The sequence below is a fragment of the Pseudomonas sp. B611 genome (assembly GCF_055407965.1).
In genome coordinates this window covers 97219-123124 of record NZ_JBUZST010000008.1, presented here as the reverse complement: position 1 = coordinate 123124, position 25906 = coordinate 97219, and the positions used below count along the sequence as shown (strand labels likewise).

20 protein-coding genes and 2 pseudogenes are annotated in these 25906 nt (G+C 60.3%); 9 read left to right on the top strand and 13 right to left on the bottom strand.

Annotated elements, in window-relative coordinates; translation table 11 throughout:
- Positions 1–138 precede the first annotated feature (138 nt).
- The 3 genes from ACZRMO_RS18725 (at position 139) to ACZRMO_RS18715 (ending at position 3622) form a co-directional block, all read left to right on the top strand.
- Entirely contained in the window at positions 139–1269 is a 1131-nt protein-coding gene (locus tag ACZRMO_RS18725; protein WP_463973800.1) for a carbon-nitrogen hydrolase family protein, read from the top strand.
- Positions 1266–2300 carry an AraC family transcriptional regulator gene (locus ACZRMO_RS18720; protein WP_463973799.1) on the top strand — a complete coding sequence of 345 codons (1035 nt, stop codon included), beginning with the start codon at positions 1266–1268 and terminating at the stop codon, positions 2298–2300. Before ACZRMO_RS18725 ends, ACZRMO_RS18720 begins: the two co-directional genes overlap by 4 nt.
- A gap of 317 nt (positions 2301–2617) precedes the next feature.
- Positions 2618–3622, top strand: a complete 1005-nt coding sequence (locus ACZRMO_RS18715; protein WP_463973798.1) for a transketolase-like TK C-terminal-containing protein — start codon at positions 2618–2620, stop codon at positions 3620–3622.
- Between the two features lie 18 nt (positions 3623–3640).
- Here ACZRMO_RS18715 and ACZRMO_RS18710 read toward each other — a convergent pair whose 3' ends face one another.
- Positions 3641–4093, bottom strand: coding sequence for a MarR family winged helix-turn-helix transcriptional regulator (locus ACZRMO_RS18710; protein ID WP_124528864.1), 453 nt, complete (start codon positions 4091–4093; stop codon positions 3641–3643).
- A 145-nt stretch (positions 4094–4238) separates the two neighbouring features.
- On the opposite strand from ACZRMO_RS18710, the gene aceE reads away from it, so the two are divergent.
- Complete coding sequence (gene aceE, locus ACZRMO_RS18705; RefSeq protein WP_463973797.1) at positions 4239–6899, top strand: pyruvate dehydrogenase (acetyl-transferring), homodimeric type; 2661 nt, start codon at positions 4239–4241, stop codon at positions 6897–6899.
- A 1-nt stretch (position 6900) separates the two neighbouring features.
- On the opposite strand, the gene ACZRMO_RS18700 is transcribed toward aceE, so the two are convergent.
- Both ACZRMO_RS18700 and ACZRMO_RS18695 read right to left on the bottom strand, forming a co-directional pair.
- Entirely contained in the window at positions 6901–7680 is a 780-nt protein-coding gene (locus ACZRMO_RS18700) for a DUF2242 domain-containing protein (RefSeq protein ID WP_124528863.1), read from the bottom strand.
- An 89-nt stretch (positions 7681–7769) separates the two neighbouring features.
- Entirely contained in the window at positions 7770–8669 is a 900-nt protein-coding gene (locus tag ACZRMO_RS18695) for a LysR family transcriptional regulator (protein ID WP_463973796.1), read from the bottom strand.
- A gap of 116 nt (positions 8670–8785) precedes the next feature.
- On the opposite strand from ACZRMO_RS18695, the gene ACZRMO_RS18690 reads away from it, so the two are divergent.
- The 4 genes from ACZRMO_RS18690 (at position 8786) to tnpC (ending at position 12212) form a co-directional block, all read left to right on the top strand.
- Positions 8786–9940: an MFS transporter gene (locus tag ACZRMO_RS18690; RefSeq protein WP_463973795.1), complete on the top strand. Its 1155-nt coding sequence runs from the start codon at positions 8786–8788 to the stop codon at positions 9938–9940.
- A gap of 13 nt (positions 9941–9953) precedes the next feature.
- Entirely contained in the window at positions 9954–10271 is a 318-nt protein-coding gene (gene tnpA / locus ACZRMO_RS18685) for an IS66-like element accessory protein TnpA (protein ID WP_073665984.1), read from the top strand.
- A complete protein-coding gene (gene tnpB / locus ACZRMO_RS18680; RefSeq protein WP_010562499.1) occupies positions 10268–10603 on the top strand; it encodes an IS66 family insertion sequence element accessory protein TnpB in 336 nt (111 codons plus the stop codon). Before tnpA (ACZRMO_RS18685) ends, tnpB begins: the two co-directional genes overlap by 4 nt.
- A gap of 61 nt (positions 10604–10664) precedes the next feature.
- A complete protein-coding gene (gene tnpC / locus ACZRMO_RS18675) occupies positions 10665–12212 on the top strand; it encodes an IS66 family transposase (RefSeq protein WP_060772731.1) in 1548 nt (515 codons plus the stop codon).
- Between the two features lie 179 nt (positions 12213–12391).
- Here the strand turns inward: tnpC and ACZRMO_RS18670 are convergent, their stop codons facing one another.
- The 4 genes and pseudogenes from ACZRMO_RS18670 to ACZRMO_RS18655 all read right to left on the bottom strand — a co-directional run.
- Positions 12392–12568 carry a diguanylate cyclase domain-containing protein gene (locus ACZRMO_RS18670; RefSeq protein WP_078466174.1) on the bottom strand — a complete coding sequence of 59 codons (177 nt, stop codon included), beginning with the start codon at positions 12566–12568 and terminating at the stop codon, positions 12392–12394.
- Between the two features lie 137 nt (positions 12569–12705).
- A complete protein-coding gene (locus tag ACZRMO_RS18665; protein WP_198342814.1) occupies positions 12706–15570 on the bottom strand; it encodes a bifunctional diguanylate cyclase/phosphodiesterase in 2865 nt (954 codons plus the stop codon).
- Between the two features lie 43 nt (positions 15571–15613).
- Positions 15614–16699, bottom strand: a complete 1086-nt coding sequence (locus ACZRMO_RS18660; RefSeq protein WP_411829050.1) for a methyl-accepting chemotaxis protein — start codon at positions 16697–16699, stop codon at positions 15614–15616.
- A gap of 150 nt (positions 16700–16849) precedes the next feature.
- Positions 16850–17179: pseudogene (locus ACZRMO_RS18655) on the bottom strand (PAS domain-containing protein); the annotation flags it as partial.
- A gap of 325 nt (positions 17180–17504) precedes the next feature.
- Here ACZRMO_RS18655 and ACZRMO_RS18650 point away from each other — a divergent pair.
- Positions 17505–18068: pseudogene (locus ACZRMO_RS18650) on the top strand (IS30 family transposase); the annotation flags it as partial.
- Between the two features lie 62 nt (positions 18069–18130).
- Here the strand turns inward: ACZRMO_RS18650 and tnpA (ACZRMO_RS18645) are convergent.
- The 6 genes from tnpA (ACZRMO_RS18645) to clpP all read right to left on the bottom strand — a co-directional run bounded on the left by tnpA (ACZRMO_RS18645) (position 18131) and on the right by clpP (position 25816).
- Complete coding sequence (gene tnpA / locus ACZRMO_RS18645) at positions 18131–18436, bottom strand: IS66-like element accessory protein TnpA (RefSeq protein WP_047302739.1); 306 nt, start codon at positions 18434–18436, stop codon at positions 18131–18133.
- 248 nt (positions 18437–18684) lie between these two features.
- Complete coding sequence (locus tag ACZRMO_RS18640) at positions 18685–20559, bottom strand: SurA N-terminal domain-containing protein (RefSeq protein WP_463973794.1); 1875 nt, start codon at positions 20557–20559, stop codon at positions 18685–18687.
- 230 nt (positions 20560–20789) lie between these two features.
- On the bottom strand, positions 20790–21077 hold the full coding sequence (locus ACZRMO_RS18635) for an HU family DNA-binding protein (RefSeq protein ID WP_463973850.1): 288 nt from the start codon (positions 21075–21077) through the stop codon (positions 20790–20792).
- Positions 21078–21212: 135 nt separating this feature from the next.
- Entirely contained in the window at positions 21213–23609 is a 2397-nt protein-coding gene (gene lon, locus ACZRMO_RS18630) for an endopeptidase La (protein ID WP_463973793.1), read from the bottom strand.
- A 175-nt stretch (positions 23610–23784) separates the two neighbouring features.
- A complete protein-coding gene (clpX, locus tag ACZRMO_RS18625; RefSeq protein ID WP_017136464.1) occupies positions 23785–25068 on the bottom strand; it encodes an ATP-dependent Clp protease ATP-binding subunit ClpX in 1284 nt (427 codons plus the stop codon).
- A 112-nt stretch (positions 25069–25180) separates the two neighbouring features.
- Complete coding sequence (gene clpP, locus ACZRMO_RS18620) at positions 25181–25816, bottom strand: ATP-dependent Clp endopeptidase proteolytic subunit ClpP (RefSeq protein WP_017736926.1); 636 nt, start codon at positions 25814–25816, stop codon at positions 25181–25183.
- Between the last annotated feature and the right edge of the window lie 90 nt (positions 25817–25906).

Genomic DNA, 25906 nt, shown 5'->3' with positions numbered 1-25906 from the left:
CTATGATTCGCTGGACTACTGCTCAATGACCGAAACTGACAAGTTATTGATCCAAATGCGCAGCGCCCCTTGGCAAGCCGTGCCATGGGCCCTAACCTAGTCGGCGAACCCTGCACACGGTCTGTTGTCTGTTGCCCCATGCGTAAACTACTAGCGTTCACCGTCACCCTGGCCCTGGTTGCCGCCGTCGCCGCGTATCTGGTCTGGACCCAGGAGCGCCCTGTGGCGCATTACCTGTCAGACCTGCGCATCACTTTGGCCGTCAACGAAGGCGAGCCTGCCGAGCGTGGCAACTTGCTGGGCATCCAGCCGGAGCTGTTCCCCGCCGACTATCAAAGCCTGGAACGCCTGCACCTGAAGCTCGCGGCGTACCTGCAAAACGCCCGGGAACAGGGGCTCATCAACGAGAAAACCATCGTCGTGCTGCCGGAACATATCGGCACCTGGCTGATGCTCACCGGCGAAAAAAACGAGGTGTACCAGGCCCTGCACGCCAAGGACGCGATGAACTGGCTGTCGGCCAGCAACCCGTTGCAGTTTGCCCGTGCATGGCTCAGCGCCACCGGCGACAACCGCATGGACGATGCCTACCTGCGTATGAAGGCCAACGGCATGGCGCGGGACTATCAGTTGCTGTTCGGCGGTTTGGCCAAGGAATTCGGCGTCACCCTGGTGGCCGGTTCCATCGCCCTGCCCAACCCCAGCGTGAGCCAGGGGCAACTGCACGTGGGCCATGGCGCGCTGTACAACGCCAGCCTGGTGTTCAACGCCGACGGTGTGCCGCTGGGCCAGCCGCAGCGCCAGCTGTACCCGATCTACGATGAACGCGGCTTTATCACGCCCGGCGATGAGAACGTCGTCAGCGTGGTCGACACTCCGGCCGGTCGCCTCGGCGTGCTGGTGGGCAGTGACAGCTGGTATCCAGACAACTACCGCAAACTCAACGAACACGGCGCGCAACTGATCGCAGTGCCGGCCTTTGTGCTCGGTCGCGACACCTGGGACCGACCGTGGCGCGGTTTTAAAAGCGTATCCACCCCGCCGGAGATCAGCCTCAAGCCCGAAGAGCTCAGTGAAGGCGAGGCCTGGCGCCGCCTCACGTTGATCAGTCAGCAGCCCATCAGCCAGGCGACCGCTGGCATGAGCGTGTTCCTGCGTGGGCAGTTCTGGGACCTGGGTACCGCCGGCCACAGTTTTCTCAGCAACAACGGGCAGATCAGCGCCGACGGTGAAGCCCGTGGCGCACGTTTGTTGAATGTCTGGCTGTGAAACCGGTACGCCTGGGGGATCTGTCGGTGGGCTTTGTGCACACCTTGGCCGATGCCATTCAAAGTCACGGCCTGGACCCGCAACCGCTGCTGCTGCAATACGGCCTGGACCCGGCGCGACTCGCCGAAGCGGGTGCACGCTTATCCATCCCGCGTTATATGCGCCTGGGCCATGCCGCCATCCAGCTTACCGGTGAGCCGGGCCTGGGCCTGCGCATGGGCCAGCTCAGCCGCTTGAGCCAGGCCGGGCTCGCCGGCGTCACCGCCGCCCAGGCGCCCAACGTACGGGAAGCTGCGCGCACGCTGACACGCTTCGAAGCGCTGTACGGCTCCAATTATCGTGGACAGTCGAGTTTCCATGAGGATGCCGAGGGCGCCTGGCTGCGGTTCTATTCCATCAGCCCCTACAACGCCTACAACCGCTTTGTGGTGGACTCGATCATCGCCGGCTGGCTCCACCAATTGTCGGGCCTGGCCCAGCAGCCCGTACAGGCGCAACGTATCGAAATCGAGTTTGCCGCACCGGACTACGCCAACGCGTACAGCGTGCTGGGCGAGGGTCCGATCCAGTTTGGCGCCGAATCCAACCAACTGCGCCTGAACCAACAGACCCTGGCCCTGCGCAATCCACAGCATTGCCCCAGCACCTGGCACTTGTTGTTGCAACTGTGTGAACGGGAATTGGAGCAGCTGACCCGCACCCGCAGCCTGCGCGAGCGCATTACCCGGTTGCTCGGGCCGATGCTCAATGGCGGCCGGGAACCCGACCTGGAAGAAGTGGCGGCACGCTTGAAGCTGCCGACCTGGACACTGCGCCGCAAACTGGCCGAAGAAGGCACTCAGTTCCGCGCGATTCTCAATGACACCCGCCGCGACCTGGCCATGACCTACATTCGCGACACGGAGTTGGCGTTCGGCGAAATCGCCTACTTGCTCGGTTTTGCCTCAGCCCAGGCGTTTCAACGGGCGTTCAGGCGATGGAACAACCAGACCCCAGGGGAATTTCGCCGCAGTCAGCGGCATTCCGCCTGAAGTCGGGGTTACAGCTCGGTGGCGTCGTCTGCGGGTTCCAGCGGGTCCAACTCGATCGCGCTGAACTCAAGCAGTTCTTCCTGGTAGTCGTCCATAGTGGGCTCCTTGTCTGATTGAAAGCGGTTGCAGGTAAATGACCTGCATCACCAGCCTAAAGTGCCGTTGTGACGAAAAAAAGTCAGCGTCATGACGTTCCTGCACTTCAAGATTAAACGTAGCAGCGTTGTATCGATTTAGCACTTGGGTTTTTAGTTGCAATTGCAATCAAATACAAAACTCCATTAGGGTATGGGCATCCGTCTTCAGGGAACCTGCCCATGCCCGCCTCTACTGCCCACGCCGCACAACTTTGCATCGCTGCGCTGAATAGCGCCGCGCACTCGCACAATTCGCCGCTCTACACAGTGATGACCATGGCCAACACCCTGGAATCAAGCAGGCAGGCCTGGGTGATTCGCGCTCAGTCCCGCTCGCGACGGGTAGGCAGCTGGCCCAGTTGGTTCGCGCGCAATACCGCGGAAAAACCGCTGCTGTACCTGCACAGCGCGGCGTCGTCGGCGCAATTGTGTGCGCTGTCCGGGGAGACGGCCCAGCGTGGCATTCTGTGCAATGACATCGAGAACCATCCTTCCGTCTGGCCCAGGGGCGCACAACCGTCCCTGCCGTTGTGGCTCGCCACCAACCCGCACTGCCTGCCATACGACCCGGCTTCGGGCGCCGAAACTCGGGCGATTGTGCTGGCGGGGCTGCACGCGCTGTATGTCGACGGCAAACCTGGGTTCTATTACCTGGCATTGCATGATCGAGAGGGTGCACGGACCTTGAGCGAGCAAGACCGTGAGGACGCCCTCAAGGGCATGTATCCGCTACAACGCGGCCATACGGGGGATGTGCGCTTGCTCGGCGCCGGCCGGGCGCTTGAAGAGGTCATCCACGCCGCGCGCTTGCTCAAGCAAGATTGGAATATCCGCGCACAACTGTGGAGTTGCCCCAGCTACACGCGCCTGGCCCGTGAAGCGGCGGCCGCTGAACGCTGGAACCGCCTGCATCCCACAGTGCCCCGGCGCAGTTGCCACTTGCGCAGTTGCCTGCCGGGGAGTGAAGCGCCGGTGATCGCGGTCACCGGTTACCCGCAGCCGATCGTGGATCAGTTGGCGGGGTATGTGGATGCCCGGTTTGTACCGCTGGGAGCGGGAACAGTGCAGGCTTCGGCGCCGAGCCGCTATTGGATTGTGGTGGCGGCGCTCAGGGCGTTGGCCGATGAGGGGCGTATCGATTCACAACAGGTAAAAACGGCGATGGCCCGGTATCCACTGGCATGAAGTGGGCTTCAAGGTGCTTCAGATCTTGCTGCGGCTGCGAACTGCCAACGTGGCTGTGCGCTCCAGGGTATCGGCAAACACCTGGCGCTGCTCCGGTTCAATTTGCGACAGGAACAACTCATCTACCGTGCTTTCGTAGATCTTCCACATTTTCTTGCGCAACACCTTGCCCGCCTCCGTGATGGTGGCGAATGACCCACGGCCATCGCCGTCAGAGCGCGAACGCACCACCAGCCCGTCTTTTTCCAGGCGGTCCACCAGCCGCGTGAGGTTGTAGCGCTCGATGGCCAGCACATCCGCCAGTTCGTGCATGCGGCGGGTGCCCTCGGGGCCGCTTTCCAGGCCCCACAAGGCGTCGTACCAGGCATAGGCCGGCAATCCGGCAACGGCCAGGCGCCGTTCGATTTCACGGATGACGGTCCTGTGGGCCCTGACAAAACGGAACCATACATCCGGTTCTTTCGACGACATGCAACACCATCCGGGGAATTTCAAGAAGGTTGCAATAGTAGCTCATCCCGCGCTAGATTCGGCCATGTAGTTGCAATTGCAACTACATTGGCGGCACTCCCACAAGGAGCCCGCCACCTGAAATCCGCCTACCTTGGAGCCTCACATGTCCCCGAACAACGCAGTCAGACACGACGACGACCCACAGGAAACCCGCGAGTGGCTGGAGTCCATCGAATCGGTGTTGTCCACCGAAGGCCGCCCGCGTGCCCATTACCTGATCGATCAGTTGCTGGACTTCGACGTTGCGCGCCATGGTGATTTCTACGGGCGAGTCACCACCCCTTACGTCAACACCATTGCGGTGGACCGCCAACTGCCCTACCCCGGCAACCTGGCCATCGAGCGTCGTACCAATGCCTACATCCGTTGGAACGCCATGGCCATGGTGTTGCGGGCGGGCAAACATTCCGGTGTCGGTGGGCATATCGCTACCTACGCGTCAGCCGCCGTGCTGTATGACGTAGGTTTCGACCACTTCTTCCGTGGCCGAACCGACACTTTTGACGGCGACCTGGTGTACATCCAGGGCCACTCCTCACCAGGCATCTATGGCCGCGCCTATCTCGAAGGCCGCATCAGCGAGGCGCAACTGGACAACTTCCGTCGCGAGGCCGGTGGCGAGGGTATTTCTTCCTATCCACATCCACGACTGATGCCGGATTTCTGGCAATTTCCTACGGTGTCCATGGGCCTCGGGCCGATCACCGCGGCGTATCAGGCGCGCTTCATGCGTTACCTGGAGTTGCGCGGCCTCAAGCAGCACCAGGGCCGCAAAGTGTGGGCGTTCCTGGGTGATGGCGAGATGGACCAGCCGGAATCCCTGGCGGCCATTTCCATGGCCGGGCGGGAGAAGCTCGACAACCTGATCTTTGTCGTCAACTGCAACCTGCAACGCCTGGACGGCCCGGTACGCGGTAACGCCAAAGTGATCCAGGAATTCGAAAGCCTGTACCGCGCCGCCGGCTGGAACGTGATCAAAGTCATCTGGGGTGGCGGCTGGGATGCCCTGCTGGAGCGAGACCAGAGCGGCCTGCTGCGCCAACGCATGATGGAATGCGTGGACGGCGACTATCAAAACTACAAGTCCCAGAACGGCGCCTATGTGCGCGAACATTTCTTCGGCAAATACCCGGAGCTGCTGGCACTGGTTGCAGACATGTCCGACGACGACATCTGGAAACTCTCACGAGGCGGGCATGACCCGGACAAGGTCTACAACGCCTACGCCGCCGCCCTGCGTCACACCGGCCAACCCACGGTGATCCTGGCGAAAACCGTCAAGGGCTTTGGCATGGGTGAGGCGGGTGAAGGGCAAAACATCAATCATCAGTTGAAGAAAATGGGCGCTGATGCGGTACGCGCCTTCCGCGATCGCTTTGGCCTGGAAGTCGCTGACGAACAACTCGCCGATATTCCCTACCTCAAGCCCGCCGCCGACAGCGAAGAAGCCCGCTACTTTGCGGCGCGTCGCCAGGCTCTGGGCGGCTACGTGCCGGCGCGTCACAGCGCCGTCGCCCCCTTGCAGATTCCCGAACTGGCCGCCTTCGCCACCCAACTCCAGGACACGGGCGCGCGCGGTATCTCCACCACCATGGCCTTCGTGCGTATCCTCGGCACCCTGCTCAAGGACCCGCACCTGGGCAAACTGATCGTGCCCATCGTGCCAGATGAGTCACGTACCTTCGGCATGGAAAGCCTGTTTCGTCAGATCGGCATCCATTCCGCCGTCGGCCAGCTCTATACCCCACAGGACGCAGGGCAACTGAGCTACTACAAGGAGAGCAAGGACGGGCAGATCATGCAGGAAGGCCTGAACGAATCCGGTGCCATTTCCTCCTGGATTGCCGCCAGTACGTCCTACAGCAACCACGGCTTGATGACGGTTCCGTTCTATATCTTCTATTCGATGTTCGGCTTCCAGCGAGTCGGCGACCTGGCCTGGGCAGCCGGCGATGCGCGGGCGCGGGGTTTCCTGCTGGGGGCCACCGCCGGGCGCACTACGCTGATGGGCGAAGGCTTGCAGCATGACGATGGCCACAGCCATATCCTGTCGTCGGTGATTCCGTGCTGCGTGTCCTACGACCCAACCTTTGCCTACGAGCTCGCGGTAATTATTCGCGAGGGTATGCGGCGTATGTATGTCGAGCAGGAGGACGTTTACTACTACATCACCCTACTCAATGAAAACTACCCGCACCCAGCGATGCCGGACGGTGTCGAGGAAGGCATTCTCAAGGGCATTTACCCGCTCAACCAACACGCGCAGGCGCAGGTACAACTGATGGGCAGCGGCTCGATCCTGCGGGAAGTGATTGCGGCGGCTGAGCTACTCGAGAAAGACTTCTCCGTGCACAGCACTGTGTGGAGCGCGCCCAGCCTCACCGAACTGCGCCGCGACGGGCATGAGGTGGAACGCTGGAACCTGTTGCACCCACAAAGCGCGCCCCGGGTGAGCTATGTCGAACAATGCCTGGCCGGTCAAACCGGGCCGGTGGTGGTGGCGACCGACTACATGAAGTTGTTTGCCGATCAGATTCGCCCGTTCATCCCCAACCGCCGCTTTGTTGCCTTGGGCACCGACGGCTTTGGGCAATCGGATACGCGGGAAACCTTGCGCGCGTTCTTCGAGGTGGACCGCCACTTCATCGCACTGGCGGCGCTCAAGGCGCTGGCGGATGACGGCGTGATCGGTCGCGATAATGTCAGTGAGGCGATCAGGCGCTACGGGATCGACGTCGACAAGGCCAACCCCGTAACGGTCTGATTTACTGCGCCGGTGTCGGCAGGGGCGGAATCGCTTCTGTCGGTGCCGGTAGTGTCGGATTGCTGGTCGCCGGTGCAGCGGCAGGCTCTTGCTGCGGCGCAATCGGCGCAGGCTCGACAGGCGGCGCAAGCGGCTCTGAAACGGCAGGTTCTTCCTTCGGCGCCTCGACCTTCTCGGCAACCGGCGCGGCCTTCGGCTCCGGCACACCCAGGTCAGCTTTTGGCTGCTCAGGGATATGCTCGGCCTTTTTCACTTCTTGCGGCAGGAACACGTCCACCAGCGCAAAGTAACGCTCGTAGAACTTCGGCGCCGAGACGGTTTCGCTTGCGACTTTGACCATCGAGTCATCGGTAGAGCCAATCGGCATCGACACCGAACCCAGTACGCCCACTCCCAGACTCGCAGAGTTGTTGACCTTCTTCAGGGCGTAACGGTCCTGCAACGCGTTGGCAAACATCGTCGAGTGGTTGGTGCCCTTGCCATCATCGGCACACACTACGTTGAAGCTGATCTGCAGATGGGTCTCGCCGGTCTGCTGGAAACTCTTGTTACCCACCACCAGCTTCGGATCACTGCTGGTGATGATGTAGCCCTGGCTCAGCAAAGCACGTCGCGCCGCTTCGCACGCGGCCACATCCGTCACTGGGTAATCACGGGAAAACGTACCGGAGTCGTCGAAATTCTCATGTTCATAAATAGCGGTCTTGGGTGACGAGCAGCCCGCGGCGCCCGCCAGCACCAGCGCCAGCCCAAGGCTGCGCAAGTGAAATGATGTCAACATTGAAAATCCTGAGAAAAACGGTCCGGGCGGTATTGTGCAACAGAACGAGGCCTTGGCGCGCGCATTCCTGTCGGTAAAACGTCACAGGCCTACGCGCTGGGGTCTGCAGGAAAAAGCCCCGCACACATATGATCAATAAACACGCGCAATTTGGCCGAGGCATGGCGGCTGGAGGGCCATAACATCCAGAAACTGCCACGGTGCTCCAGGTAGTCGTCCAGCACCCGCTGCAAGCGCCCTGCCCCCACGGCCTGGTTGACCATGTAATCGGGCAGGCAGGCGATGCCCAGCCCTTCGTGCACCACGTGGTTGAGGGATTCGATGGTGGTGCTGACCAATGGCGTGCGCAAGGCGGGCTCTGACTCGCCGGGTTCGAGGCGCAGCGGCCAGGCCTCGAGCTTTCCGGTGGCGCAGAATTTGTGCCGCAGGCAGGCGTGATCGCTCAAGTCCTGAGGCCGCCGCGGGCTGCCGTGTTGCTGGAAATACGCCGGCGTGCCGACCAGCACCAACTGGTAATGCCCCAAATGTCGCGCCATCAAGCGCGAATCTTCCGGCTTGCCGGTGCGAATCACCGCGTCGAAACCTTCCTCGATCACATCCACCATGCGGTCGGAAAAATCCACATCCAACTCGATCTCCGGGTAGGCGCGCATAAAGTCACTGAGCACCGGCATCAACAGGCCGCGCACTTGCGGCACGCTGATGCGCAGTTTGCCCCGAGGTGTGGCACTGGCCTCGGTCAGCTCGCGCTCGGCGGCCTCGACCTCGGCCAGGATGCGCCGCGAACGCTCAAGGAACAGCGCACCCTCGGCGGTCAGGGTGATGCTGCGCGTGCTGCGGTGGAACAGGCGCACGCCGAGACGTTCTTCCATGCGTGCAATGCTTTTGCCTACCGCTGAGGAAGAAATGCCCAGCACTCGCCCGGCAGCGGTGAAACTGCGGGCCTCCGCCACCTGCACGAATACCGAAAGACTGCCCAGACTGTCCATGATGTGCCTCGTAATTGCGGACACCCCTGTCCGATAAGTTCGGAACCTTAGCCTGTTTTTCCGCCGCCCACAGCCCCCTACTCTGGCGCCTTGGCCTTTTTCAGGGATACAGCGTCATGACAGCACTTACCGAATCCGCAACGACAACCCAGGGCGATACGCTACCGCTGGGTGGTTTATTGGCGCTGGCATTCGCCGGGTTCATCACCATCCTCACCGAAGCCATGCCCGCCGGGCTTCTGCCACAAATGGGCGAAGGCCTGGGTGTGTCACCCGCCCTCGTCGGCCAATTGGTCACGCTGTACGCCCTGGGCTCATTGCTCGCCGCCATCCCGCTGACGTTATGGACCCGCGGCTGGCGCCGGCGCCCGTTGCTGCTGGTGGCCATCGGTGGCTTTGCCTTGGTCAACAGCGTCACCGCGTTCTCCAGCCATTACGGGCTGACCCTGGTGGCGCGCTTTTTCGCCGGTGTCTTCGCCGGACTGCTCTGGGCGTTGCTGGCGGGTTATGCGAGCCGGATGGTCGCGCCGCACCTGCAAGGCCGCGCAATTGCCGTGGCGATGCTGGGGGCGCCGCTGGCGTTATCCCTCGGCGTACCGGCGGGGACCTTGCTGGGGACCGTCGTAGGCTGGCGCCTGAGCTTTGCGATCATGACCGGGCTGACGCTGGTGTTGCTGATCTGGGCGCGCTGGCAACTGCCGGATTTTGCCGGGCAAGCTACAGGCAAGCGCCTGGGGCTGCGTCAGGTACTGACTTTGCCAGGGATTCGTCCGGTGCTGTGGGTGACGTTTACCTACGTGCTGGCCCACAACATTCTCTATACCTACATCGCCCCACTGTTGGTTCCCGCTGGCCTTGCGGCGGATATTGACCGCGTGCTGCTGGTTTTTGGTGTCGCCGCGCTGTTGAGCATCTGGCTGACGGGCCTGTTGATCGATCGCTGGTTGCGCAAGCTGGTGCTGATCAGTTGCGCGCTGTTTGGCCTGATCGCCCTGGCGTTGGCGTTCTGGATCACCTCCCCCAGCGTGATCTACCTCGCGGTGGCCTTGTGGGGCCTGGCGTTCGGCGGCCTGCCGGCCTTGTTGCAAACGGCACTGGCCAAGGCCGCTGGCGACTCGGCGGATGCCGCGCAATCGATGCTGGTCACCGTGTGGAACCTGGGCATCGCGGGCGGGGGATTAGTCGTAAGCGTCCAGCCAAGTCACCTTCCGAACTCCAGCATTAAGGGCGATGGTGTCCGCGTATTTTTAAGCGGACGCGATCGTCCTTAACGTTAGGATTTCCATGCGCCAACGAAGCTCTTACCCCAAACCGTTCAAGGTCCAGGTCGTTCAGGAATGCCTACAACCGGGTGCGACCGTCTCCAGCGTTGCCATCCGCCATGGCATCAACGCCAACGTCATTCGAAAATGGCTACCGCTTTACCGAGATCAGCTACCCGCGGTGTTGTCGGCGTTCGTTCCATTGAGGGCTACGCCCAAACGGCCGACTGCAGCATCGGTGATTATTGAGCTATCGCTTGGCGAGCAGTCAGTCACAGTGAAATGGCCAGTGTCCGATCCTGACGGCTGCGCCCGCTTTGTCCGGGGGCTTGCCCCGTGATCCGCATCGATAGCATCTGGCTTGCCACTGAGCCGATGGACATGCGCGCCGGCACCGAGACCGCATTGGCCCGTGTAGTGGAGGTATTCGGTGCGGCGAAGCCGCACTGTGCTTATCTGTTCGCCAACCGCCGCGCCAACCGCATGAAAGTGTTGGTGCATGACGGTGTAGGGATCTGGCTGGCCGCGCGGCGATTGAACCAGGGCAAGTTTCACTGGCCAGGCATCCACCGCGGCTCGGAAGTTGAACTCGACACCGAGCAGCTTCAGGCTTTGGTGCTCGGTTTACCTTGGCAGCGGGTTGGTGCAGCCGGTGCGATCACAGTGCTGTAGCGCCGGCCATTAGCCCATCGCTTTATCTGCGCTGATCGCCTGCTCTGGCACAATCAGCGGCATGACTTCCTCGCCCAATCTCGACCAACTGACACCTGAGCAACTGCGCGCACTCGCTGCGCAGTTGCTGTCGCAAGTCGACACGTTGGGTAAGACGGTTGAAACGATGGGCAAGAAGATCGACCGCGATCAAACCGTCATCGAGCAGCTCACCCATGAAATCGCCTGGTTCAAGCGATACAAGTTCGCCAAGCGTAGCGAGCAACTAAGCCCTGACCAGGGCAGCCTGCTGGATGATTTGCTCGACACGGACATTGCCGCTATCGAGGCGGAACTGAAAACCCTCAATCCTCCGGCGGCTCCGGCTGAACCCCGCCAACAGCCCAAGCGCGCACCGCTGCCAGCCCAGTTTCCGCGTACTGTGATCCGTCACGAGCCGCAGAACACTCAATGCACCTGCGGCTGCCAGCTGCAACGCATCGGCGAAGACATCAGCGAAAAGCTGGATTACACGCCGGGCGTGTTCACCGTCGAACAGCACGTGCGTGGCAAATGGGCCTGCCGTCAGTGCGAAACACTGATCCAGGCGCCGGTACCAGCCCAGGTGATCGACAAGGGCATCCCCACTGCCGGCCTGCTGGCTCACGTGATGGTGGCCAAATTTGCCGACCACCTGCCGCTGTATAGGCAAGAAAAGATTTTTGGGCGCGCTGGCCTGGCCATCGCCCGCTCGACGCTGGCGCAGTGGGTCGGACACACCGGCGTACAGCTCCAACCATTGGTCGACGCCCTGCGCGAGGCGGTACTGGCGCAAGGCGTGATCCACGCCGACGAAACCCCCGTGCAAATGCTGGCCCCTGGCGAGAAGAAAACCCACCGGGCTTACGTCTGGGCATACTGCACCACACCCTTCGCCGACCTGAAGGCCGTGGTGTATGACTTCAGCCCCAGCCGGGCTGGTGAGCATGCGCGCAATTTTCTGGGTCAGTGGAGTGGCAAGCTGGTCTGCGACGACTTCGCCGGCTACAAGGCCAGCTTCGAGCAGGGCATCACCGAAATTGGCTGCATGGCCCACGCCCGCCGCAAATTTTTCGATCTGCACGCAGCGAACAAAAGCCAGTTAGCCGAACAGGCGCTGCACTCCATTGCCGGGCTGTATGAAATCGAGCGGCAAGCACGGCACATGAGCGATGAAGAACGCTGGCGAATACGGCAGGAAAAGTCTTCACCAATCCTCGATGCGCTGCATAACTGGATGCTGGCCCAGCGTGATCGGGTGCCCAACGGATCAGCCACGGCAAAAGCCCTGGATTACAGCCTAAAACGCTGGTTAGCGCTGACGCGCTATCTGGACGACGGCGCCGTGCCTATCGACAACAATCAGGTCGAGAACCAGATTCGACCATGGGCCCTTGGACGCTCGAACTGGCTGTTTGCCGGGTCGCTGCGCAGCGGCAAACGGGCGGCGGCGATCATGAGCCTGATCCAGTCGGCGCGGATGAATGGGCATGATCCGTACGCCTACCTGAAGGATGTGCTGATGCGGCTGCCGACACAGCGGGCCAGCGAGATTGGCCAACTACTGCCGCATCAATGGGCACCCGCCTGAATTACGCAAGGTGAGTTCGGCAGACGCTTACAGTTCCGCGCCCCCAGCGACCGTTGATGGCGCTCATGGTGCTCACCAAGTCCGGCGTTAGCAAACATCGGGTTGCTTCTCTGTGTCATGGCGATTCGCCGCCGGCAATTTATCGCCTAGTGCTGACGAGCTGCTGTGCCAAAAAAGAGTTACGGAAGTATTCGCGGAAGGCTTTCATTGGCGCGGTACATGGCCAGATCTGCATGCATGATGAGATCGTTCGTGCATTGCCCATCTTTGGGCGCGATGGCGACCCCCAGGCTGGCTGACACGACTAGGCTGTGCCCTAGGATTTCAATGGGGTGCGTGAACGGTCTCCTGGACACGGGCTAACTCACGCAGACGCTTGTCGAATGAGCGACTAAAACAGATCTCCAGTCTGAGTTCGATCTCATTCAGCGACGGCTTTATAACCTTCGCTGACAACTTCATTTACAGCTCAGCCTTACACGCTAATTTCCCCTTATGTTCGGGTGATCGGTTCCGGCTTACCAAACAGGTAACCTTGGAACGCTCGGCAGCCGATAGCAATCAGCAACTCCAGTTGTTCGCGCTGCTCCACGCCTTCGGCTACCACCTCCAGGCCGAGGTTTTGCGCCAGGGTCACCACGGTGTGAGCGATGGCGCTGTCGGTGTTGTCGGTGAGGATTTCGTCGACGAAGGACTTGTCGATCTTCAGCTGATCCAGCGGCATGTGCTTGAGGTAGCTCATGGACGAATAGCCGGTGCCGAAGTCGTCCAGCGAGAAGCGCACGCCGACCTGGCGCAGTGCCTGCATCTTGCCGATGGTTACCGTCAGGTCGTGTTGCAGCATGGATTCGGTGATTTCCAGGCGCAGGCGGTTGGCCGGTGCGCCGCTGCTGGCCAGCACCTGCAGCACCTGCTGGACGAAATCGGCCTGGCTGAGCTGGCGGGCGCTGATATTCACGGCAATGGTCCAGACCTGGCGCATGGGGTCGTGCTGCCACTCGGCCAGCTGGCGGCAGGCGGTGGCCAGTACCCATTGGCCGATCGGAATAATCAGGCCGCTTTCCTCGGCCAGGGGAATGAACTGCGCCGTGGAAACCAGGCCGCGCTGCGGGTTTTGCCAACGCAGCAGGGCCTCAAAGCCGAGGATCTGCTCGTCGGCGTCGACTACCGATTGGTAGAACAGGCGCAGCTCATCCTGCTCCAGGGCCAGGCGCAGGTCCCGCTGCAGCAGGGCGCGCTGGTTGATTTCGCTCTGCAGGGCGTTATCGAAGAAGCACAGCTGGTCGCGCCCGGCATCCTTGGCTTTGTACAGCGCCATGTCGGCCCGCTTGATCAGTTCGTCGGCGTTCTGCAGCGTGCCATCGAACAACACCACGCCAATGCTCGGGGTGATCTGCGCCATATGGTCGTGGAGCTGATAGGGCGCGGACAGCACCTGGCGGATCTTCTCGCCAGTATCGCTGGCATGGTGCATGGCGCTTTCCTGGCTGTTGCCCAGCTCTTCGATGATCACCACGAACTCGTCGCCGCCCAGGCGCGCCACCGTGTCGCTCTGGCGCAGGGTGCCCTGCAGGCGCACGGCCACTTCCTTGAGCAGCTGGTCGCCGATCGGGTGGCCGAGGGTGTCGTTGATTTCCTTGAAGTGGTCCAGGTCCATCAGCAACAGGGCACCGTGCTGATTATGCCGTTGGCTGTTGTGCAGGGCGCGGATCAGGCGTTCGCTCATCAGGCGGCGGTTGGCCAGGCCGGTGAGGGCGTCGTGCAGGGCCATGCGCTGGGCGGCTTCTTCGATGCGCTTGCGCTTGGTGATGTCGGCGCGGATGGCGATGTACTGCTCGGGCAGGCCATCCTTGCCGATGAAGGGCATGATGGTGCTCTGCACCCAGTACAGCGAGCCGTCCTTGGCGCGGTTGCACACCTCGCCACTCCACACCTCGCCATGGCTGATGGTGCGCCACAGGTCCTGGAAAAATTCGCGCGGATGATGGCCGGAGTTGATCATTTTGTGGGTGCGGCCGACCAGTTCACTGCGGGCGTATTGGGAAATGGCGCAGAACTTGTCGTTAACCTGGGTGATTACCCCGCGGGCATCGGTGATGGCGACGATGGCGTGGGCATCCAGGGCGGCCTTGATCTCGGCGATTTCACGCAGTGAGTCAATCAACTGTCGGCGATTGTGCTCGCGTTCGCTGGTGTCGGTGAAAATCGCCAGCACCCCGGCTTCGCGGCCGCTGACCTGGCGTTCCGGCACCACCAGGCAGGAGGCATAGGCGCTGTTGCCGTCCGGGCGCAGGTATTGCAGGTCCAGGTCGCTGCGTATGCCGTCGAGGGCTTTGATCAGGTGTGGTCTGATCTGCTCGGCAACGTCGTCCAGCAGCAGATCGCCGATGGTTTGGCCGATCACGCTTTCCGGACGACGATCCTGGCTGCGGATTAGCGTCGGGTTGGCATAGCGCAGGTGCAGGTGCTCATCCAGGCGGGCGATGCCAACCGGCAGGTTGCTCAGCAGGTTGTGCAGTTCGGTTTCCTGTTCGCGAATGCGCTGCTCACGCACTTCCAGCAAACGATAGGGTTTGCGCACGGCAATCTGGAAGGCAGCCAGGTAGAAGAAGCAGTAGGCGGCCACCTTATAGATGTGGCCGAACAGGTTGATGAATTCCGAAGTCGTTCGGTATTGGGTAAACGCCAGGCCGCCCATCGCGGTAATGAAACAGGCCGCGCCCAGCCATAGATCGCGGCTGCTCTGAGTCTTGCGGCTACGCAGGAAGAACCACAGGGCCAGGCCCAGGTTGGCGACGCACAGGATGAGTTCGCAGGTGTTCTTCAGTGGCGTCAGGCCGCTGCCGGGGATATAGCTCAGCGGCAGCCATTGTGGGCGCTGAGTGGCGATCAGGAACAGGGCGGCGACCAGGACAATGCCTGCTATCAGCCAGGCATTGCGGCTGCCGGGTAGGCGCAACGACAGGGCTGCCAGGCAGAGAACGGCCACCTCGACCGCACGGCTGCTGAGCCAGAAAAAGATCGCCGTGTTGGTACTGCCATCCACCACCAGCCCCGGCATGCCGGCGAAATACAGGGTATGCAACATGTCCAGGCCGGCCACGCTGGCGAAGCCGAAGACCAAGGTCTGAGCTATGGGCTCGGCGTCATGATCAGGGGTATTCCAAGCAATAGTCACAATCATCAGCGAGACGCTGATGGCGAACATTTCCAGCAGGATATGCACCGAGAGGTAGTCGGCCGGACGGGCAGTGAAGATGGCAATCGGAGGCAGGCTCAGGGCCAGGGCCATCAGTACCAAGGCCAGGGCGCAGGTGCTCAGAGCCAGACTGCGGTGGTTCAGATAGAGAGGCTGCAAGGCGTTGTCCGGGGGCGCTGCTAGCGCCCGTTGTGCAGGATTATTAACTGTTGAAACGCTCGACCAGCGCGTGCAGGGAGCCTGCAGTGGACTGTAGCTGGCTGCCTAGGCGCGCGCTATTGCCGGTGACTTCGGCATTGTCGTTGGTGGCCTGGGAAATCGAGTTGATCTGCCGGGCAATATCCTCAGCGACCAGACTCTGCTGTTCGGCGGCAGCGGCCATCTGCTCGGCCATCTGATGGATGTTGTCGACCGTCTGGCTGATGCCCTGTAGCGACTGTTCGGTTTGCGCTACCCGCGCCACGCCGTTACGCGCTTCCTCGCTGCCGGCGCGAGCTACGCTCAAGGCACGTTCGGTTTCCTTATGCAGGCCCGTGATGATGCCCTGGATGACGTCGGTAGACTGGCGGGTCTTGGAGGCCAGGGCGCGCACTTCGTCGGCCACTACGGCAAAGCCACGGCCCTGCTCACCGGCGCGGGCTGCTTCGATGGCGGCATTCAGGGCCAGCAGGTTGGTCTGCTCGGCAATCGCGTGGATCATGCTGGCGGCTTGCTGGATGGAAGCGGTTTCATCGGCCAGTGACTGCACCGATTGGCCGATGCCATCGACAGTCTGCGCCAGTTGCTCGATGACCTGGCGGCTTTGCTGCGACTGCTGGGCGCCGGCCATAGCCAGTTCACTGGCCTGACGTGCTTCCTGAGCGGTTTGCTGGACGTGGCTGGAGACCTGATTGATCGACGCGGCCATCTCGTGCATCGCCGTGGCGGCCTGGTCAGCTTCATTGCGCTGGGCCTGCAGGGCACGTTCGGCCTGCTCGTTGAGGCGGCCGTTTTCCTTGGCCAGGGCGGCGGTCTGGTCGGCGAAGTCTCCCAGGCGGCAAAGCGCCGTGCGAATCCGTGCATCCTCGCTGATCAGTGCCAGGTGCAGCAGCGCCAGTGGCCCGGAGGCATCGCTGTAGGTGCGGGCCACCAGCGGGCTGTCGAATGTTTTTGGCGCTACTGCACGAGCCCGGCCGAGCAGCTGGCTGGAGTTGTGCAGGCTGGCAAAACCCTGCAGCCCAAGCAGGACCAAGGTCAGCAGCAACGCCGTGCCGGGCAATTCCAGGCTCCAGAGCGCCGCGCCGCTCACTACACCGAGCAGCGGCAGCACGAAGAAGCGTGCCAGTTGCGCGAATGCCTCGCCACGGCCGATGGCCGGGCGCCCCTGGTTCAGGCGCGCGTAGAGCGCTTCGGCACGGCGCACCTGCTCGCTGTTGGGTTTGCTGCGCACCGACTCGTAGCCGACGACCCGGCCGTTTTCCTGGATGGGCGTGACATAGGCGCTGACCCAATAGTGATCGCCGTTCTTGCAGCGGTTCTTGACGATGCCCATCCAGCTGCGTCCGGATTTTAGGTAGTCCCACATATGAGCGAACACGGCAGGCGGCATATCCGGGTGACGCACTAGGTTGTGCGGGCTGCCGACCAATTCCTCGCGGGTAAATCCGCTGATCTCGGCGAACTCGTCGTTGCAGTACGTGATGATCCCGCGGGTATCGGTGGCGGAAATGAGGTGCTGTTCTGCTGGGAAACTGCGTTCGCGGCCGCTGAGTGGTTGATTGATTCGCATGGGGAGGGCTCACCTGAATGATAGGCACATCGATAGCCTGGGAGGCAGTGGGTCTAGTCGGCTCTGTAAGCTGATCGTTTAGTCAAACTTTTTCACATTAGCAGGCACCCCTCTTGATGCTCCCCCCATAGAGGGGGGGCTAAAAGACAGGTGAACAGCCTGATAGTCACAACTGTCGAAGAGTGCTCCCCCTTGATAGGTATTAGGGCTGGCAAACAGTTGTCGACCTGCGGCGGCAAAAGTTGAGTGCAGCACCTGGCCTTTCCGGTACGGTGCTGCCCCTATGTCTTACTCCGAACTCAGCGTTGAAGAGCGCGTCATTTAAATCGGTCATGCCCAAGGTTTCAGCCTGCGTAGGATTACCTGCTTGATCACCCGATCCCCTTCGACCATCAGCCGGGAGCTGCGCCGCAATCGAGATGCCTGCGGTTGTTACTCGGCCCGTGCGGCCCGGCAGCAGATGCAGGCCCGCCGCTAGGTTTGTCGACCGATGCGAAAGCTGTTGCTGGGTAGCGAGCGCTTCGAGTTGGTGGCCCATCTGCTGCGTGAGCGTTTGTCTCCCGATCAGATTGCCCGCAAGCATGCGCAGCATGAAGACTCCCAACCTCAGAGAGGCCTACGTCTGTCGCAAGACGATCAATAACGCGATCTATGCCCTGCCGGTCGGTGAACTGCGCAAGGAGCTTATCATCTGCCTGCGCCAAAGCAAGACGACGCGCAGACCGCGCTATGGCGGTGTGGATCGGCGCGGCCTGATCCCTGAGATGGTCAGCATTCATGTGCGTCCGCCGGAGATCGAAGACCGGCTGATGCCGGGGTATTGGGAGGCGACCTGACCAAGGGTAAGGCTAACGCCTCGTCTGTAGGCACGTTGGTGGTGCGCGCCAGCGCCGACCCACAGAGAGCAGTTCCTGGTAGATATGGTGATATTGCACCGTGTTGCGCGGTCGGCTACCAGGCAGCGGCGCTTTCGGTCGGCCAGTTCACTTTGATGGTACCGCTCGGGTGTGGGATTTCCAGACAGATAGTCGATGACGCGGAATCCGACTTTGTCCCAATAGCCTGCAAGGACAGAGGAATGAAAGCAGGTTGCAGCGCCATGGCTTTCTGCGTGTGCACTCGGATCCATTTATGGACGAGGTTTGCGTTGAGGCTGTGGCTCAGCGCAACGCTGGCAATCGAGGCCCCGGGCTGGGCGCACTCTTGAATAATCTGGGCCTTGAAGGATTTGGAGTAGGAACGGCGTTGTGGCTGCATGAAAGACCCGCTTAAAAGGCTAGAAATGGTGTCCACTTAAATCAGGTGGACACCATCGCCTTTGGCGTCGGGGCCAGGAAGGTGTGTTGGCCGGACGGATACGATTAGTCGGCGGCCTGCTGCTGCAGGGCTGGGGGGTGATTGCATTTCCGTGGGCTGTGGTGGCGCTGATGGCCTTGGCCCTTTGCAAACGCCCATAAAAAAGCCCCCGGTCTTTTCAGGCCGGGGGCTTTTTGTTCAAGCGGGAATCAGAACTTCTTGATGTCAGCCTGGCTTTCCAACTGCTTGCGGTACGCAGCAAAGTCTTGCTGGCCAACGCGGGAAGCGAGGAAGCGGCGGATTTGCGCCTTTTCTTCGTCCGTTGGGGCAGCTGCTTCGTTGACGCCGTTCAAGCGCACGATCACCAGGCTACCGTCAGCCAGGGTCACGGTGGTGAAGGTCGGCTTGTCCTTGGCCGCAGGCTTGGGCATGCGGAACAGGGCTTGCAGCACGGCAGGGTCGATCGCTTCCTGATTGCGGCTGGCCGCTTCAGTCACTTTCCACGCCTGGCCATCGACCGGTTGGGTCAATGGCGTCCTGCCTTCACGCAGGCTGGCGATCAACTCTTCAGCGTGAGCCTTGGCAGCTGCGCTTGCACGTTCCTTGGTCATCTGTGCGCGAATCGCCGCTGCTACGCTTTCCAGCGGCAGTTGCGTTGGCTTCAGATGTTCTTTGGCACGCAGCACGATGATGGTTTCCGGGTCCAGCTCAATGGCGGTGCTGTTGGCACCCTCATCCAGCACTTCCGGGCTGAACGCGGCGGTGAGCACGGCACGGTTGGCCGCAACACCTTCGCCACCTTCGCGGCCGAACGGCGCGGAGGTGTGTACGGTCAGCTTCAGGTCGGACGCCGGCTGCGCCAGGTCCGAGGCCTCGAATGCCGCATCTTCCAATTGCTTGGTCGCTTCGACAAAACGCTGCTCGACCTGTTGGGTCTTGAGCTCGCGGGTCAGCTTGTCTTTCAGGCTGGCAAACGATGGCACCTGGGGTGCTTCAACGCCCAACAGCTTGATCAAGTGCCAACCGAAGGACGAGCGAACCGGTGCCGAGACCTGGTCCTGGTTCAACGCGTACAGAGCAGTTTCGAAGTCCGGGTCGTAGACGCCAGGGCCGGCAAAGCCGAGGTCGCCGCCGTTGTTGGCAGAACCTGGATCCTGGGAGAACTCCTTGGCCAGGGCTTCGAATTTCTCACCCTTGGCCAGGCGCGCCTGGATCTCTTCGATCTTGGCCTTGGCTTGCGCCTCGGTGACCTTATCGTTGACTTCAATCAGGATGTGCGCGGCACGACGCTGTTCAGCGAGGTTGGCGGTTTCTTTCTGATAGGCAGCCTGCAGTTCTTCGTCCTTGACGGCGACCTGGTCGAAGAAGGACGACTTCTTCAATTCCAGGTAGTCGATGACCACCTGGTCCGGGGTCATGAACTCTTTGGCGTGCTGGTCGTAGTAAGCCTTGACCTCGTCGTCGGTGAGCTTCACCGCAGCCGGGTCGGCCTTGATGTTGACGGTGGCGAAATCGCGGGTCTGTTTTTCCAGGCGGGCGAATGCCAGCACTTCAGCATCGGTGACAAAACCGCTGCCAGCGATGCCTGCGCGAACCTGGCCGATCAGCATTTCCTGGGTCAGCATCTGACGGAATTGCATGCGGCTGTAGCCCAACTGACGGATCACCTGGTCAAAGCGCTCAGCGCTGAACTTGCCGTCCACCTGGAACTCAGGCGTCAGCAGGATCGTCTGGTCCAGTGCTGCTTCGGAGAAGCCGAACTTGGAGTCCGCAGCGCCTTGCAGCAACAGCTTACGATCGATCAAACCCTTGAGGGCCGCTTCGCGCAGCAGTTTTTCGTCCAGCAGCGAAGCGTCGAAATCCTTGCCCAGCTGTTGCATCAGCTGACGGCGTTGCATATCGACGGCCTGGCTCAATTCGGTTTGAGTAATCTCTTCACCGTTGACCTTGGCCACGTCCTGCTTGTTGTTACCGGAAGCCTGGAAAATGGCTTCGATACCGGTGAACGCCATCAACGCGACGATGATCCCGATAATGGTCTTGGCAATCCAGCCTTGTGAATTGTCCCTGATATTTTGCAGCATGCGTCCCCCAGAAACGGTTGAACTTCAAAAATTGGCAACCGTGGAGCGTGGGTAGAGTACGGATATAAGAAAGGCGCATCCAAGGATGCGCCTTCTCGCAACTGGCGGAGCGGACGGGGGTTTGAATCCGCCCCCCGGCTTGGCGACCCGATGGATACGTGGGTCTGCTGCCGCTCCGCTGCCAGGTCGAACCTGCGTTCGACCCGGGTAGGTAAAGGCTGGATCGAAGCTTAGTTAACAGCTTCTTTCAGGGCTTTACCGGCTTTGAAACCTGGTTTCTTGGCAGCAGCGATTTTCAGAGCTGCGCCAGTCTGTGGGTTACGGCCAGTGCGAGCTGGGCGGTCAGTCACAGAGAAAGTACCGAAGCCTACCAGTACTACGGAGTCGCCGGCCTTCAGAGCGCCAGTGACGGATTCGATTACTGCATCCAGCGCACGGCCAGCAGCAGCTTTCGGGATATCAGCGGATGCAGCGATAGCATCAATCAGTTCCGACTTGTTCACTCTAAGTCCCCTTATATATCTATTGAGTATGATTCTAAGTTTTTTGGTGAAAGCAAAAACCAGTGCTGAATGGCCTACAGACACTTATAAGAGCCGCTTTATAACAAGGGCTCTAAAAAGCTGTCAAGGAAGCCCCCAGGCTTATTCGCATTAATGCGTGCTAATTCTTTCCTTGGAATCAGACTCGCGTTTTTCGTCCTTTGCAACTATCTCGGGAGCCACATCCGGCAAGGGCTCCGGCGCGTATTGCAGCGCAATTTGCAGGACCTCGTCAATCCATTTAACCGGTTTAATCTGCAGATCCTGCTTGATGTTGTCAGGAATTTCCTTCAAGTCGCGAACATTCTCTTCAGGAATGATCACGGTCTTGATACCGCCCCGGTGAGCAGCGAGCAATTTCTCTTTCAGGCCACCGATCGCCAATACCTGGCCACGCAGAGTGATTTCGCCGGTCATGGCGACATCCGCACGCACAGGGATACCCGTCAATGCCGACACCAGGGCCGTGCACATGCCTACACCAGCGCTAGGGCCATCCTTCGGGGTCGCCCCTTCCGGCATGTGGATGTGGGTGTCGTGCTTCTCGTGGAAGTCCAGGGGAATCCCCAGGCTCTTGGCGCGGCTGCGCACCACGGTCTGCGCGGCGGTGATGGATTCGACCATCACATCACCCAACGAACCGGTCTTGATCAATTGGCCCTTGCCTGGGATCACCGCAGCTTCGATGGTCAGCAACTCGCCGCCCACCTGGGTCCATGCCAGGCCCGTGACCTGACCGACTTGATCCTGCTGCTCGGCCAGGCCATAGCTGAATTTACGCACGCCGAGGAAGTGCTCCAGGGAGTCGGCCGTGACCTTCACCGAGAAGCGTTTTTCCAGCGCATGTTCCTTGACCGCCTTGCGGCAGATCTTCGCGATCTGGCGCTCCAGGCCCCGCACACCGGCTTCGCGGGTGTAGTAGCGGACGATGTCGCGGATCGTGCCGACGTCAAATTCGATCTCACCCTTCTTCAGGCCATTGGCCGAAATCTGCTTGGGCGCGAGGTACTTGACGGCGATGTTGATCTTCTCGTCTTCGGTGTAGCCCGGCAGACGAATCACTTCCATCCGGTCCAGCAAGGCTGGCGGGATGTTCATGGAGTTGGAGGTGCACAGGAACATTACGTCGGACAGGTCGTAGTCGACTTCCAGGTAATGGTCGTTGAAGTTGTGGTTCTGCTCGGGATCGAGCACTTCCAGCAAGGCCGACGCCGGGTCGCCACGCATGTCGCTGCCCATTTTGTCGATTTCATCGAGCAGGAACAGCGGGTTGCGCACACCCACCTTTGTCATCTTTTGAATCAATCTTCCGGGCATCGAACCGATGTAAGTACGGCGATGGCCACGGATTTCCGCTTCATCACGCACGCCGCCGAGGGCCATGCGCACGAATTTGCGGTTGGTTGCGTTGGCGATGGACTCGGCCAGGGAGGTTTTACCCACACCCGGTGGCCCGACCAGGCACAACACCGGACCACGAATCTTCTTCACGCGCTTTTGCACGGCGAGGTATTCGAGGATGCGTTCTTTGACTTCTTCGAGGCCATAGTGGTCGGCGTCGAGAATATCTTCGGCGCGGGCCAGGTCCAGGCGCACTTTGGTCTGCGCCTTCCACGGCACTTGTACCAGCCAGTCGATGTAGGAGCGCACCACGGTGGCTTCGGCCGACATCGGCGACATCTGCTTGAGCTTGTTCAGCTCGGCAGTGGCTTTGGTCAGGGCGTCTTTGGGCAGGCCTGCGGCATCGATGCGCTTTTTCAGCTCTTCGATTTCGTTGTGGCCGTCCTCGCTGTCGCCGAGTTCTTTCTGAATGGCCTTCATCTGCTCATTCAAGTAGTACTCGCGCTGGCTGCGCTCCATTTGTTTCTTCACACGACCACGGATGCGCTTTTCAACCTGCAACAGGTCAATTTCGGCATCCAGCAACGCCAACACGTGTTCGACACGGGTGGACAGGTCGATGATTTCGAGGATGTCCTGCTTCTGCTCGATTTTCAGCGCCATGTGGGCGGCCATGGTATCGACCAGGCGGCTCGGCTCATCAATGCTATTGAGGGAAGACAGGACTTCAGCCGGGACTTTCTTGCCCAGCTGCACATACTGCTCAAACTGCGAGAGCAGGCTGCGTACAAAGACTTCGGACTCGCGCTCTGGGGCTTCGACTTCGTCGATCAGCGCTACTTCCGCACGCAGGTGACCGTCCACCTCCATGAAGCGCTCGACGGCACCGCGTTGCTCGCCTTCCACCAGCACCTTGACGGTGCCATCAGGCAGCTTGAGCAACTGCAGGACAGTGGCAATGGTGCCGACACGATACAGGGCGTCTTCGCCTGGATCATCATCAGCAGGATTCTTCTGGGCCAACAGCAGGATTTGCTTGTCGCCCGTCATCGCTGCCTCAAGGGCTTCGATAGACTTCTCGCGCCCCACGAACAGCGGGATAACCATGTGCGGATAGACGACGACATCACGCAACGGCAGGAGAGGCAATTCAATGGTGGTCTTCATGATTTCGCCTCTATGACAGATGAAAAATAAGCTTGAAGCCAAGATGGGGGCTGCTTGCGAAAAAAACAAGCTCAATGCCAGCAGTTAAACGCAGGAAAAGCCCTACAGCTAAAACTGATACAAAAAACAAAGGAGCCCCTAGAGGCCCCTTGTTTGTAAAGCAACCGCCAAACGCTTACGCGTCAGGCGCAGCCTTGGCAGCCGGCTCACTGTTTTCGTAGATATACAGTGGCTTGGACTTACCTTCTATGACGCTTTCGTCGATCACCACTTTACTCACCTCGGACTGCGAGGGGATTTCGTACATGGTGTCGAGCAATACGCCTTCGAGGATCGAACGCAGACCACGTGCACCGGTCTTGCGCTCCAGTGCCCGCTTGGCCACCGATTTGAGCGCGTCGGTACGGAACTCGAGGTCCACGCCTTCCATTTCGAACAGCTTCGCGTATTGCTTGGTCAGGGCGTTCTTCGGCTCGGTGAGGATCTGAATCAAAGCAGCCTCATCCAGCTCGTCCAACGTCGCCAGGACTGGCAGACGGCCAACGAACTCCGGGATCAGACCGAACTTGACCAGATCGTCAGGCTCGACTTCACGCAGGGACTCGCCCACCTTCTTGCCTTCTTCCTTGCTGCGTACTTCCGCGCCGAAACCAATGCCGCCACGGGTAGAACGCTGCTGGATGACCTTTTCGAGGCCGGAGAACGCGCCACCACAGATAAACAGGATGTTACGCGTATCAACCTGCAGGAATTCCTGCTGCGGGTGCTTGCGGCCGCCTTGTGGCGGTACGGAAGCGACCGTGCCTTCGATCAGTTTCAACAGGGCTTGCTGCACGCCTTCACCGGAAACGTCCCGGGTGATCGACGGGTTGTCGGACTTGCGCGAGATCTTGTCGATTTCGTCGATGTAGACAATACCCATCTGGGCCTTCTCTACGTCGTAGTCGCACTTCTGCAGCAGTTTCTGAATGATGTTCTCGACATCTTCACCCACGTAGCCAGCCTCGGTGAGGGTGGTGGCGTCGGCGATGGTAAACGGAACGTTCAGCAGGCGAGCGAGGGTTTCTGCAAGCAGGGTTTTACCCGAACCTGTAGGACCGATCAGCAAGATGTTGCTCTTGCCGAGTTCAACTTCGTCGCCTTTCTTGTCACGCTGGTTCAAGCGCTTGTAGTGGTTGTACACCGCTACGGCCAGAACCTTCTTTGCACGCTCTTGACCAATCACATACTGGTCAAGGATGCCGCTGATTTCTTTAGGCGAAGGCAATTTATGCGCACTGCTCTCGGCCTGGGCTTCCTGCACCTCCTCGCGGATGATGTCATTGCACAGGTCGACGCACTCGTCGCAGATAAACACCGAGGGGCCGGCAATCAACTTGCGCACTTCATGCTGGCTTTTGCCGCAGAAGGAGCAATAGAGCAGCTTGCCGTTGTCCTCGCCGTTGCGGGTGTCAGTCATTCGTTCGATCCAAATCCGATAGGCTTGCAACACAAGATGAAGGCTTATGCGGGCTTTTTCAAGCCCGCAAGTGGTCGGACATGCCGACCAGCCCTATTTTGAGCGGCTTATATTAAGCGGGGCGCTTGTCGATCACAGCGTCGATCAACCCGTAATCACGTGCGGCTTCGGCGCTCATGAAGTTGTCACGATTGGTGTCACGCTCGATTTCTTCCAAGGTGCGACCGCTGTGCTTGGCCATCAGCGTGTTGAGACGCTCACGAATAAAGAGGATTTCCTTGGCGTGAATCTCGATGTCCGATGCCTGGCCCTGGAAACCGCCCAGTGGCTGGTGAATCATCACACGCGAGTTAGGCAGGCAGAAACGCTTGCCCTCGGCACCTGCGGTCAGCAGGAATGCGCCCATGCTGCAGGCCTGGCCGATACAGGTGGTCGACACGTTTGGCTTGATGAACTGCATGGTGTCGTAGATCGACATGCCCGCCGTTACCGAACCGCCTGGGGAGTTGATGTAGAGATGGATGTCCTTGTCCGGGTTTTCCGCTTCAAGGAACAGCAGTTGCGCACAGATCAGGTTGGCCATGTAGTCCTCTACAGGGCCGACCAGGAAAATCACTCGCTCCTTGAGAAGACGCGAGTAGATGTCATAGGCGCGCTCGCCACGAGCAGACTGCTCGACAACCATCGGGACCAGGCCGCCAGCGGCCTGGATATCAGAGTTCTGCTGAATATAGGAATTACGGAACATGCTCTGCAGTTACTCCCAAATAGTCATGTCTTGAAAACGCATAAGCCAGCGCGAGGCTGGCTTATGGTTGTATTTCCAACGAGTTGGACA

Bases quoted from the DNA above. Each gene is read 5' to 3' on its own strand.
- lon (WP_463973793.1), bottom strand. From the start codon at position 23,609: ATGAAGACCACCATTGAATTGCCTCTCCTGCCGTTGCGTGATGTCGTC.
- ACZRMO_RS18690 (WP_463973795.1), top strand. From the start codon at position 8,786: ATGACAGCACTTACCGAATCCGCAACGACAACCCAGGGCGATACGCTA.
- tnpA (WP_047302739.1), bottom strand. From the start codon at position 18,436: ATGCAGCCACAACGCCGTTCCTACTCCAAATCCTTCAAGGCCCAGATT.
- ACZRMO_RS18700 (WP_124528863.1), bottom strand. From the start codon at position 7,680: ATGTTGACATCATTTCACTTGCGCAGCCTTGGGCTGGCGCTGGTGCTG.
- tnpA (WP_073665984.1), top strand. From the start codon at position 9,954: ATGCGCCAACGAAGCTCTTACCCCAAACCGTTCAAGGTCCAGGTCGTT.
- tnpC (WP_060772731.1), top strand. From the start codon at position 10,665: ATGACTTCCTCGCCCAATCTCGACCAACTGACACCTGAGCAACTGCGC.
- ACZRMO_RS18695 (WP_463973796.1), bottom strand. From the start codon at position 8,669: ATGGACAGTCTGGGCAGTCTTTCGGTATTCGTGCAGGTGGCGGAGGCC.
- clpX (WP_017136464.1), bottom strand. From the start codon at position 25,068: ATGACTGACACCCGCAACGGCGAGGACAACGGCAAGCTGCTCTATTGC.
- ACZRMO_RS18715 (WP_463973798.1), top strand. From the start codon at position 2,618: ATGCCCGCCTCTACTGCCCACGCCGCACAACTTTGCATCGCTGCGCTG.
- clpP (WP_017736926.1), bottom strand. From the start codon at position 25,816: ATGTTCCGTAATTCCTATATTCAGCAGAACTCTGATATCCAGGCCGCT.
- ACZRMO_RS18725 (WP_463973800.1), top strand. From the start codon at position 139: ATGCGTAAACTACTAGCGTTCACCGTCACCCTGGCCCTGGTTGCCGCC.
- aceE (WP_463973797.1), top strand. From the start codon at position 4,239: ATGTCCCCGAACAACGCAGTCAGACACGACGACGACCCACAGGAAACC.
- ACZRMO_RS18640 (WP_463973794.1), bottom strand. From the start codon at position 20,559: ATGCTGCAAAATATCAGGGACAATTCACAAGGCTGGATTGCCAAGACC.
- ACZRMO_RS18710 (WP_124528864.1), bottom strand. From the start codon at position 4,093: ATGTCGTCGAAAGAACCGGATGTATGGTTCCGTTTTGTCAGGGCCCAC.